2 protein-coding genes and 1 pseudogene are annotated in these 2,046 nt (G+C 70.5%); all 3 read left to right on the top strand.

All coding sequences use genetic code 11. The annotated features are described in order from the left end of the window. Positions 1–210, top strand: a pseudogene (locus ACXJKL_RS19975) (ABC transporter ATP-binding protein); the annotation flags it as partial. Positions 211–255: 45 nt separating this feature from the next. Beyond that, the gene (locus tag ACXJKL_RS19970; RefSeq protein WP_457208741.1) at positions 256–1,302 is read left to right on the top strand and encodes a phosphatase PAP2 family protein; all 1,047 of its coding nucleotides are present in this window, start codon (positions 256–258) and stop codon (positions 1,300–1,302) included. Positions 1,303–1,639: 337 nt separating this feature from the next. Continuing rightward, positions 1,640–2,046, top strand: a 407-nt coding sequence (locus ACXJKL_RS19965; RefSeq protein ID WP_457208740.1) for a hypothetical protein, incomplete at its 3' end; no start/stop codon positions are given.

Genomic DNA, 2,046 nt, shown 5'->3' with positions numbered 1-2,046 from the left:
GCGCTCCGCCGTTCCGCGCTCGTCGCGGGGGAGGGGCCCATCGCCGGGACGGTGGTCTCCGCCCGGGCGACCCCCGAGCTGGTCCGCCTCGTCGTGGTCGTGGAGGGGCTGGGCGAGGTGGACGCGGTCGCGCCGCTCGGCAGCCACGTCGTACCGGGTGAGCCGGTGCGTCTCGGTGTCGACCCGACCCGCGTGGCCACCATCACCTGAGCGACGATCCGGGGTCGGCAACCGATCTTCCCTACACTGGCCAGCGTGTATCGCCCGGCCTACGCGCTCCTCCTGGGGACCGCTGCTCTCATGGGTCTGCTCGCCGTCGTCGCGTCGGTGACGCTGGACCGCCCCCTCGTCGACCCCGAGGGCTTCCTCGGTCCGTCGTGGCTGCGCCTGCCGCTGCTCGTCCTGGGTGCGTTCCTCCTCGACCTGCTGCCGAGGACGCTGTGGGTCTCGCGGTTCAACCCCACGCTGATGCCGGACATCGCCCGGGAGCGCGTGCGCGACCACTGGACCCGCGAGCGGATGACGCTCGTCGTGATGGGCCTGGTCTGCTTCTACATCACCTACGTCAGCTACCGGAACCTCAAGTCGTTCCTCCCCTTCGTGATGGGGGAGGAGAAGTACGACCGCGAGCTGCACCTCATCGACCGGGCCCTGTTCTTCGGCCACGAGCCGGCCACCATCCTGCACACGATCTTCGGCACCGGCTGGACCGCGCACGTGCTCTCGTCGGTCTACCTGTGGTTCCTGCCGCTCGTCCCGCTGGCGCTCGCCGCGTGGCTGGTGTGGTCGCGCAACATCTCCTTCGGCTACTGGTTCGCCACCTCGCAGTGCCTCGCCTGGACCCTCGGCACCGCGTCGTACTACGCGCTGCCCACCCTCGGCCMCGGCTTCCGCTACTCGTGGCTCTACAACGACCTGCCCGACACCGGGTCCGGGGCGCTGATGGAGTCGCTGTTCTATGCCCGAAAGGGGGTCCTGCGGGACGGCATCGAGGGAGCGGTGCAGTCCGTGGCGGGCTTCGCGAGCCTGCACGTCGCGATCACGCTGCTCGTGGCGCTGATGGTGCAGTACACGCTCCGCAACCGGGTCATCCACTGGATCTTCTGGACCAACTTCGCCATCACGGTCGTGGCGACCCTCTACTTCGGCTGGCACTACGTCGCCGACGACATCGCCGGCGTGGCCATCGCGCTCATCTCCTTCTGGCTCGGCGGCCTGGCCAGCGGCCAGAAGTTCGACCGTGGCGGGCTCGCCTCGCACCCCACGACGACCACCTCGCAGGTGCCCGTCGACGCCGACTGACCGGCGTACGCCTGCGCGACGCTCGTCCGAACACGGGCGGGCAACCCCCCGGTGGAGAAGTCCCCGCCCAGGCGGGGACTTCTCCGCTTCGTGACGGTTGCAACGGTCACGAAGCGCGCGACTCGCCGACGAAGTACGCCCGCCCTCGGCGTGTCGTCGCTGTCCCGAGCGCACACGAGCGAATTACAACCTTGTAGTTCGTCAAGCCGACACGCCGGTGAGTTGTGAAAAAGTTGGGAAAGTTGTTCCCTTTGGGGCTGGTGAGCACTAGCGTGCCGCGAGTGTCACGGGTGAAAGGGAAGTCACCCGTGGCCACGAGAGCCGAGGGGRACCACCTGTGCCAGCCCTGCCTGCACCCGCACCACGCCGTACGCCGAGCCTCACCCGGCGGCTGCGCTGGTCGGCTGCCGCTGCCCTGAGCCTCGTGCTCTCCGCGGGCGTCACCACCGCCTCGGCGACCGACGACGGCGTGCCGAGCGAGGGCGACGTCGCCACCGCCGAGCGCCACGCCAGCGACAAGGCGCGCGACGTGGCCGCCGTCCGGGCGGACCTGGTCCTCGCCAACGAGCGCCTGCGGCAGACCGCCGTCACCGCCGCGCAGGCCGCCGAGGCCTACAACGGGGCTCGCTGGCAGGCCGACGAGGCCAGGACCGCGGCCGAGGACGCCGAGACCGCCGCTGCGGCTGCCGCCGCCGACGTGGAGCGCCAGCGGGAGGACTACAGCGACGCCCTGGTGCGCAGCTA

It is taken from the genome of Nocardioides sp. P5_C9_2, from assembly GCF_054049555.1.
Note: the sequence above shows the minus strand (reverse complement) of the source record. Positions and strands in the feature narration are given on the sequence as shown.